This is a genomic window from Paenibacillus sp. N119s, from assembly GCF_059447605.1.
Window position 1 is genome coordinate 1 of record NZ_JCAJRU010000211.1, and the last position, 8,886, is coordinate 8,886.

At 45.2% G+C, this 8,886-nt stretch carries 5 protein-coding genes and 1 pseudogene; 2 read left to right on the forward strand and 4 right to left on the reverse strand.

Annotation, left to right across the window (positions count from 1 at the left end):
* From AC5V8P_RS20070 to AC5V8P_RS20080, 3 genes are all read right to left on the reverse strand, one after another.
* Window positions 1–3,394: S-layer homology domain-containing protein (locus tag AC5V8P_RS20070; protein WP_495473804.1), on the reverse strand; the 3,394-nt coding region annotated here is incomplete at its 3' end.
* A gap of 367 nt (window positions 3,395–3,761) precedes the next feature.
* On the reverse strand, window positions 3,762–4,427 hold the full coding sequence (locus AC5V8P_RS20075; RefSeq protein ID WP_063212335.1) for a methionine ABC transporter permease: 666 nt from the start codon (window positions 4,425–4,427) through the stop codon (window positions 3,762–3,764).
* Entirely contained in the window at window positions 4,424–5,446 is a 1,023-nt protein-coding gene (locus tag AC5V8P_RS20080) for a methionine ABC transporter ATP-binding protein (protein ID WP_063212336.1), read from the reverse strand. Before AC5V8P_RS20080 ends, AC5V8P_RS20075 begins: the two co-directional genes overlap by 4 nt.
* A gap of 266 nt (window positions 5,447–5,712) precedes the next feature.
* Here AC5V8P_RS20080 and pdaA point away from each other — a divergent pair, with 266 nt between their 5' ends.
* Both pdaA and AC5V8P_RS20090 read left to right on the forward strand, forming a co-directional pair.
* Entirely contained in the window at window positions 5,713–6,510 is a 798-nt protein-coding gene (gene pdaA, locus AC5V8P_RS20085) for a delta-lactam-biosynthetic de-N-acetylase (RefSeq protein WP_063212337.1), read from the forward strand.
* A gap of 162 nt (window positions 6,511–6,672) precedes the next feature.
* A pseudogene (locus AC5V8P_RS20090) lies at window positions 6,673–6,759 on the forward strand (HAD-IIB family hydrolase); the annotation flags it as partial.
* A 33-nt stretch (window positions 6,760–6,792) separates the two neighbouring features.
* On the opposite strand, the gene AC5V8P_RS20095 reads toward AC5V8P_RS20090, so the two are convergent.
* The gene (locus tag AC5V8P_RS20095) at window positions 6,793–8,493 is read right to left on the reverse strand and encodes a glycoside hydrolase family 13 protein (protein ID WP_064796903.1); all 1,701 of its coding nucleotides are present in this window, start codon (window positions 8,491–8,493) and stop codon (window positions 6,793–6,795) included.
* Window positions 8,494–8,886: the final 393 nt, after the last annotated feature.

Below are 8,886 nucleotides of genomic sequence, written 5' to 3' on the forward strand. Positions count from 1 at the left end.
CTGTTCCGCTACTATCGCTCGGCGGTGTTGTTCCACCACTGCTGTCGCTGCTTCCTGTTCCGCTGTTATCGCTTGGCGGCGTTACTTCACCAGTGCTGTCGCTGCTTCCTGTTCCGCTACTATCGCTCGGCGGTGTTGTTCCACCACTGCTGTCGCTGCTTCCTGTTCCGCTGTTATCGCTTGGCGGCGTTACTTCACCAGTGCTGTCGCTGCTTCCTGTTCCGCTGCTATCGCTTGGCGGTGTTGCTCCACCACTGCTGTCGCCGCTTCCTGTTCCGCTGCTATCGCTCGGCGGCGTTGCTCCAGCGCTGCTTTGTTGCTGGCTGGCTACAAAATCTTTATACTCCTGAATCGCATCTTCCAGATCCATGTAATTTTTCTTAAGTTCTGGCATAGGCAAATACTGGTCCAGACGATTGAATGCATCCACTACTCTGTGAAAGTAGACCGTCGTAGGATCTGTACCATTTAATGTAAGCAGATTGTTCGCAATGTTCTTAAGCTCATTGATATCAAGATCAGTTACGATCCATTTGAATTGGTAGTTCGCAAACGCTGTAATCAGATCCGTATTAGCTTGGTCTACCTGTAGCTGTGTGCTATCCGGATTATTAAGCACAAGGTTTGCCAGATTAATTTGCCCTTGAAGTTCTTCGTTATCTTGTTCCGTATAATGACGGCCGAACGTCAAAATTTCATTATTAGCCAAATTGATATTGTGATTCAACAACGTAGTATCCACCGTTATAGGTGCAGCATACTGGCTCTGTACTTGTTGCAGCTCCTCATATACAGGAACAACGTCTTGTAATTCAAAGCTGGACAAGCCTAAGAAAGTAGAGGCATGCTCTGAAGCAGAAGACAAGGCTTGCTGAGCCTCAGCGCTTAATGTGCCTGAATTTTGCAGCAAAATTCCATTGATCGAAGTCTGCATTTCAATGACTTTGTCTCTCAATTGTAGTCTTTTCTCGTTATATTTTTCAAGATAGGTCCCTTTAGCCTGACTTAATTGATTATAAGAGATGACCAATTGCTCCTCAGGAGTAAATGGCATAATGAGTGCAAAGTTGGCTTGTCCTGTTTGTTGCTCTAAAGACAGCATTTCCGTATTCAAGTAATTACGAGCCACAGGGTTAGACAGCAGTCTTAGTTGAATATCATGAACCATCTGCAGCAGTTTTTCCCGAGTTGTAGCAGGCACTGGTACAGTGAACACCGTAAGCCTTTGACTCAGCTCCATATTCAAGTTCAATACGTCCTGCTGGGTCATAGCAGTGTGCATCTTCTCTGTATATTCCTGAATCAAGTTGTCTAGTTCAACATTTTGAAAGCCACTCTGATCGTAGATAACCTGCGCTTCTTGCAAAGTATTTTTAAGCACCGAGAAGTCCGCTGCTTGCAGCGCTAAGAATGAGTCTGTAGCAAGTTCTATTTTTTGTGTCCATTCTTCCAACTGCTCAGTTGTAGCCAATGGATTCACATATACGTTTGATCCTTCCCTTACTAAGGACTTGTAACGCGCTTTATCTGTTTTCAAATTCTCCACACGATCCGTTACATCGACAAAATGCAGATAGGCATCTCTGAGTTTTACTGATGCTTTGTATACCTTTATTACTCGACGCAAGCTTTCTGCTTCCCGATCCACAATAGTTTGAGGCGCATTTCCTTCCAACACATTGTTGCCAAATTGAATCGCTTGACTTAGTGAGTTATCCCAAAGAGGTGGGAATTCGTCACCAACCATTCGGTTTTGTTCAAGGGTAGTCGAAGCTAACTGAATCAGTCTAGTTAATTCCTGTGTTCCAATCACCGGCTCTGTGGCTGAGGTTGTGTACACAGAAACATCCTGTTTCAATGTGCTGAGCGCTTGATCCACTTCTGCCTGTGTAGCCGCCGTATTGTTCAGTACCAGCATAGCCTGATTGATTGCTACGGACAGGCTTTCCTTCGCTACAGCCGAGTAAAGCGCTTGATCCGGTCCACCCTCGCCTGCACGCTCCAGCAGTTCTTTGGCAGCATGGACTTCTGTCTCCAACTGACTGCGGTCTACGCTAACAATGTCACTGTTGTGTTTCTTCTTATCTTTGCTGTCTGTATCCGTGATAACCGATCCAGCAGAGGATGAGTTCGTCGTACCATTTACGAGACTAACAGCTTCTTTCATCGCATTATAGTTAATGATAACATCCTGCGGCTGTTTTTGTTCCGGCAGGTTGAGCTGGTTGATTGCAGCCCCCTTGGCCAGTGTGATAAAAGGAACACCCACATATTGTGATGCATCCAGCAAACCAACACTTCCGCTCACCAACAGCTTGCCTAGTCCCTGTTGCAATGAAACACGACTAATCGCTGCATTTCCTTCGGTCGCGATCGATGCATCATTTTTCAGCGTCAGGTTGTCAATCTTTGTCGTCCCGGTTGCAGTCAGCTTGGCATCCTTGGAGCCCAGTTCCACACCAGACCATGTTGTATTTTCCAAAATGGCCGATACAGGCTGAGTCCCTGAGCCCTTGATTTCTAATACACCTGTGGAGGACATGTTCTTCAAGGTTACCGAACCATTGACGATCAGGCGTCCCTCGAAAGATACACCCTTTCCGTCAAATACGCCGCCGTCCGCATTAATTTCCAGCTTATTTACACCTGTGAGCGTACGCAAATTACGGTTAAGATCGATTTTTGCCCCTTTTAATACCGCTTTATTGTTTTCACCAAACAAACCTTGCAAAGATCCTTCCAGCTGATAGGGGATATTTCCGATTCGAACCGTATTCCCCTCTGATTTCACTTCTCCTACTGGATGATCCAGCAGGCTGACGAATACTTCCGCACTGCTCTCCCGGTTCAATGGATTTTTCAAATCCGTTGCAGAAGCATCCTCTGATAACAAACCATAATTGCGGGCTACTTGAACTGCATTTTGCTGTGCATCCGCAGTACTTGTATCCTGCAAGTTCATTGCACGTACGAGCGAAACAATCAGTTCTTCCTTGGTAATGGCATCCCCTGGACGGAACAGTTCTCCGTTGCCTGTCATATACCCGGCTGCACGTACAGCCTCAATATAGGGTGCACCCCATGCATCTGAGGACACATCCATAAAAGAAGTCTGCGGCTGATTGTTAACTTCCAGCTGGAACAGACTGCACAAAATTTTAGCCGCTTCTGCGCGGGTCAAATTCTTTTGTGCCATAAAATCGCCCTGGTTCCCTCCTGTCATCAAACCCAAAGTCCGAGCTTGCGCTACAAATCCAGTTTCACTTTGTGCATCTGCTGTCGCTGCATAGGCAGTCTGAGGGCTCCCCAGCCAAGGTAGAGATACGATAGAGCCTGAAGCAATTCCCAATACCATGGCCGATGCAATCCATTTATTTCGATTTACAAGTTTCAACCTTTTCACTCCTAGATGCTATTTATTGGCATATATCCTGTTTCATCAAAGTCTTTAGTCATGTTTAGTTCTACGATTTATGCAACCAAGGAACTATGCTAAGAGAATTATATGAAATCCCACTGAACCAATTCTGAACAATTAGACCTATACAAATGAATTCACACAGCAAAATTGCTTGACTTAGAGTGAACTCCAAGTGTAATAATATCCGGTCTGAAGAAATTGCATCGCTGGAAGAATCATATGTTCCTCATCCGGTCATTGGCGCTCAGTAAATGACATTTTCAATATATGAAACGACAAGAAACGCCCTATCCATTACATAGGGCGTTTCTTGATCAGAAATTGTAAATTAAAACATTCATTAACCCCTGCGAACTTTGCGGGAGAGCAGATTGCCCAAAGACTGAACACCTTGTACAAACACGACTAGAATGATAACGGTAATTAGCATAACCAGCGTATCAAAACGTTGATAGCCATACGCTATCGCCAGGTCACCAATTCCACCGCCGCCGACCGCACCCGCCATAGCAGTTGCACCAATCAGTCCAATGGCAGCTGTCGTTAACGATAAAATCAGAGAGCTGAATGCCTCGGGCAGCAAAAAGTAGCGAATGACCTGGAACGGGGTCGCTCCCATCGCATCTGCTGCCTCTAGTATCCCCGGATTGACCTCCAACAGCGAGTTTTCAACCAGCCTGCCGATATAGGGTGCTATATATATAATCAAGGGGACAATCGCTGCACTAGTCCCGATGGATGTGTGCACAATCAAACGGGTTAATGGAATGATCGCGATCAGCAAAATAATAAACGGCAGGGAACGAACTATGTTAATGATCGGATTCAAAAGATTGTACAACCATTTGTTCTCCAAAATTCCGCCTGGACGGGTGACAACGAGTAAAATACCGATAGGGATACCAATCAGAGCACCGATAAATAAGGATATGCTGACCATGAGCACGGATTCATACAAAGCTTCCCACAGTTGATCCCAAGTTATCGTTGTTCCTGTAATCATCATAAACTCTCCACCTCCTGAATATGAACTCCTTTGCTCTTGATAAAATCAACAGCCTGCTGAACGGCATGCTGCTCACCGCGCAGTTGAAGTGTCATATAGCCAATCGTCGTTTCTTGAATCTCCGTCATATTGGCAAATAAAATATTCACATGGATGTCGTGCTTCCGAATCAACTCATGAACCACTGGGTCGGAAGCTGCCTGTCCGATAAATTCCAGTTTGTAGATGCGTTGCGACTCTTGCTGCTCGAATGTCTGCAGCACACTGTCTGGCACTTGATCGTGAATAACTGTGCGTACAAAGCTTTGCGTCGTTGGGTGCTTCGGCTGCCCGAATACCTCCAGCACATTGCCCTGCTCAATGATTTCTCCCTTTTCCATGACGGCCACCTTATTGCAAATCCGCTGGATCACCGACATCTCATGGGTAATGATCAATATGGTGATCTTGTACTCCTTGTTGATTTTGCGAAGCAAATCAAGAATAGACTGCGTGGTCTGCGGATCTAGTGCCGAAGTTGCCTCATCACAGAGCAAAATGGATGGGTTGCTCGCAAGCGCCCGGGCAATCCCGACACGCTGCTTTTGTCCACCGGAGAGCTCGCTGGGATAGCTATTTGCCTTGTCCGACAATCCTGTAAATGCCAGCAGCTCTGTTACACGTCTCTCAATTTCCCGTTTGTTGCGCTTGAGCAGCACCAACGGAATGGCAATGTTTTGGAATACGGTTTTCGATTCCAGCAGATTAAAATGCTGAAAAATCATTCCGATCTTCTTTCTTACTTTACGAAGGCCAGAGGTCGAGTAAGCATTTAACTGTTCCCCTTCAATAAGAACCTCACCTGTCGTTACTTCCTCCAGACGATTGACCAAACGGATGAGCGTACTTTTCCCTGCACCACTGAATCCGATAAAACCAAAGATATCTCCTTTATCCACTGTGATATTTATATTTTTTAACGCTTGAATGCTTAAGCCTTTTCTTACATAGGTTTTGGATACATTCCTAAGTTCAATCATAGCTCCTAATTCCTCCGCTCCATCAATGATGTAAAATCTCTCTGAGTTGATTGATTTTCTTTTGTATGAACACCCAAATTAATCCGAGTATTTTAGTAAGTTTTATAGAGTATACTACTTCGATTTTATATTGCTGTCAATATTGAGTTTTAAGGTTGATGAAAGCATTTTTTTCTGTGCATAAATGAACATGATATTGCAGATGGTATGAAATATGCGAGGAATACACATCTTACCCGAATCGGGACGAAAACGGAGGAACATAGATGAAGCGAATATTTACCTTGTGGCTATGCATTGCAATTGTGGGGATGTCCGCAGTTATCGGAGAATCAGCATCAGCTACCCAAGCTTTGGACGGACAACCGTACCATTTTGGGTTTAAAAAAAGTAAGGGAGGCGAGCTGCCTTCCATTGCGCAAGAAGGCTTTATGCACCTGATCGAAAGACAAGGTGGCATCTTTTTAGGAGATACCACTAAAAAAGAATTGTTTCTCACTTTCGATAACGGTTACGAGAATGGATATACCTCCAAGGTACTGGATGTATTGAAGGCCAAAAAAGTTCCAGCCGCCTTCTTTGTAACCGGGCATTTTGTAAAAGACCAGCCAGCTTTGATGCGCCGCATGGCGAGTGAAGGCCATATTATCGGAAACCACTCATGGAGCCATCCTGATATGAGCACCATTTCTCCGGCTGAGATTCGGTCTGAGCTTGATCGGGTACGAACCGCGTCTGCAGACTTGACTGGGCAAAAGGAAATGAAATATGTCCGACCGCCGCGCGGCATTTTTAATGAAAAAGCATTGGCATCCTGTCGAGAAGCCGGATATACGAGTGTATTCTGGTCGGTGGCCTACAAGGACTGGGATACGAATATTCAGCGAGGAACGGACTATGCATATCGCCAAGTTATGGAGCAGCTCCACCCTGGCGCGGTCATTTTGCTTCATTCCGTATCCAAGGATAATGCCGAGGCCCTTGGCTCGATCATTGACGAGGCTCGCAAGCAAGGATACGAGTTCAAAAGTCTAGATGACCTTAAAGTTAAGCATTATCACTAAAAGAGTATCTAACTTAATGAGTCAAAATCCTCATCAGCCCGATCCACATGTGTCATAGCAGACAGTGTGAATCGGGCTTTTTCGTTTACGAATAAAGAAGGTGTTGGATACAATGACTGTAGAAACGATCTGAAAGGCACTTTTATTGGAGGTACATACATCATGCACTTTGTATTTGATCTGGATGGGACGATCTGCTTCAAGGGGCAGTGCGTGTCGGATAAGATCGCAGGCTGTTTGGAGGGCCTCCCTTCCCTTTTACCATCCCAAGAATAACAACGCCTATTTCAAAGTTACCTTATACACTCTGGCTTCATAAGGGCGCAGCTTCAAGGCATGCAGGTTTTCTCCTTTTATTGGTTCGTAGTTGGAGAGAAGCAGTTCAGCCTTGGCGGCAGAGAGCTCCTCATCTTCGGGCCAGTGAAACACTGGATCACGATCAAAGAAATTCAAAATGACCAGCAAACGCTCTTGCCCCAGTGTGCGTGTAAATACATACAGCTCTGTATCCAGCGGCAACAACAGCTTGTATTCGCCATAAACTATGACCTCATGTTGTTTGCGCAGAGCAATCAACTTGCGATAATAGTGGAAAATCGAGTTTGGATTATTTCTTTCTGCCTCTGCATTAATGTGCGTGTAGTTATCATTAATCTTCATCCACGGCTCTCCCTCGGTGAATCCGGCTGCAGGTCCGGCATTCCACTGCATGGGCGTGCGCGCATTATCCCGACTTTTTCGCCAGATTTCGGCCATAATCTGCTCCTCTGACTCACCGAGTTTCCGTTGCTGCTCATAATAATTCAATGTTTCTACGTCCCGGTAATCATCAATCGACGGGAAGGCAATATTCGTCATTCCAATTTCCTCACCTTGATAAATGTAAGGCGTTCCCTCAAGCATATGTGTGAAGGTTGCCAGCATTTTGGCGGATTCCACACGATATTGTCTATCATTCGCAAAACGGGAAAGAGCCCGCGGTTGGTCGTGATTGTTAAGATAATTGGCATTCCAGCCTTCTTGATGGAGCACCGTCTGCCAACTACTCATTATTTTTTTCAGCTCTACCAGCGTCCACGACTTGTACTTCCATTTTTCCGTTCCCAACCCTTGTGCATCAATAAACATATGCTCAAATTGGAACACCATATTCAACTCATGTCGCTGATCCCCCACATAATCCAGTGCCTGCTCCGGTCCTAAGCCGGAAGTTTCACCAACCGTCATTAAGGGATAACGTTCCAGTACCTTTTCGTTCAGCATCCGTAGAAGTACATGTACCTGCTCTAGATTGGAAAAGAGCTGATAGGCCCGCACTAAGGTTTGTTTGTCGGGATTATGAGCATCCGGCAGCCCTTCGGCTTTCACAATATGGGCAATGGCATCAAAACGGAAGCCGTCGACTCCCTTTTTTAACCACCATTCCACCATACGATAGAGTTCATCCACCATCTCTTCATTTTCCCAGTTCAGATCCGGCTGATGCTCGGAATACAAATGCATGTAATATTCGTCTGTAAGCTTGTCATATTTCCACACAGAACCGGAGAAGTACGACTCCCAATTATTTGGATATCCGCCATTTTTGCCTGTTCGCCATATGTAGTAGTCCCGCTTCGGATTATCCTTCGACGAGCGTGACTCCGTGAACCACGGATGCTCATCCGACGTATGGTTTAATACCAAATCCATCATAATTTTAATGCCTCGCTCATGCGCCTGGTGGAGAAGCTCATCAAAGTCCTCCATTGTTCCAAACTCATCCATAATGGCATAATAATCACTAATATCATATCCATTATCATGATTGGGCGACTTATATATCGGGCAAATCCAGATGACATCAATCCCCAGCTCAGACAGGTAATCCAGCCGAGACAAAATACCGCGTAAGTCCCCTTTTCCGTCTCCGTCAGAATCCTGAAAACTGATTGGGTATATCTGATAAACAACAGCTTCCTTCCACCATATTTTTTTAGGCATGGTTCCCTCCTGTGTCTTCTCTGTACATCCAATAGCTTATGCTTTTAACATACACGCAATACCTGTATGCGAATCGTTATTGCAGGGAAGCGAGATACTTGTATGCTTGCTTCAGCGCATGAGCAGAGCTGATAGACTAAGATATATTTTAATTTTTTTTAAAAAAAAGGTTGTGTACATTGATCTGGCGTTACCTATATTTATGAACTGCCCATATACATGAACCAAAAGCGGTGCCATTCTTGAATTTAGGGAGGAATTTATATGAACCTTCGACCCAAGGAGCCAAAGGATCTGATTGTAGAATCAGCTGTGATCCCACCCAACATCCATGTGGATGTCGAGTCAGCCATTGAGGGAGGAACACGCCGCCTAATGCTTAGCGATAACCCG

Excerpts from the sequence above, each read along its gene's own strand:
- AC5V8P_RS20075 (WP_063212335.1), bottom strand. The coding sequence starts at position 4,427 with ATGATGATTACAGGAACAACGATAACTTGGGATCAACTGTGGGAAGCT.
- AC5V8P_RS20080 (WP_063212336.1), bottom strand. The coding sequence starts at position 5,446 with ATGATTGAACTTAGGAATGTATCCAAAACCTATGTAAGAAAAGGCTTA.
- pdaA (WP_063212337.1), top strand. The coding sequence starts at position 5,713 with ATGAAGCGAATATTTACCTTGTGGCTATGCATTGCAATTGTGGGGATG.
- AC5V8P_RS20095 (WP_064796903.1), bottom strand. The coding sequence starts at position 8,493 with ATGCCTAAAAAAATATGGTGGAAGGAAGCTGTTGTTTATCAGATATAC.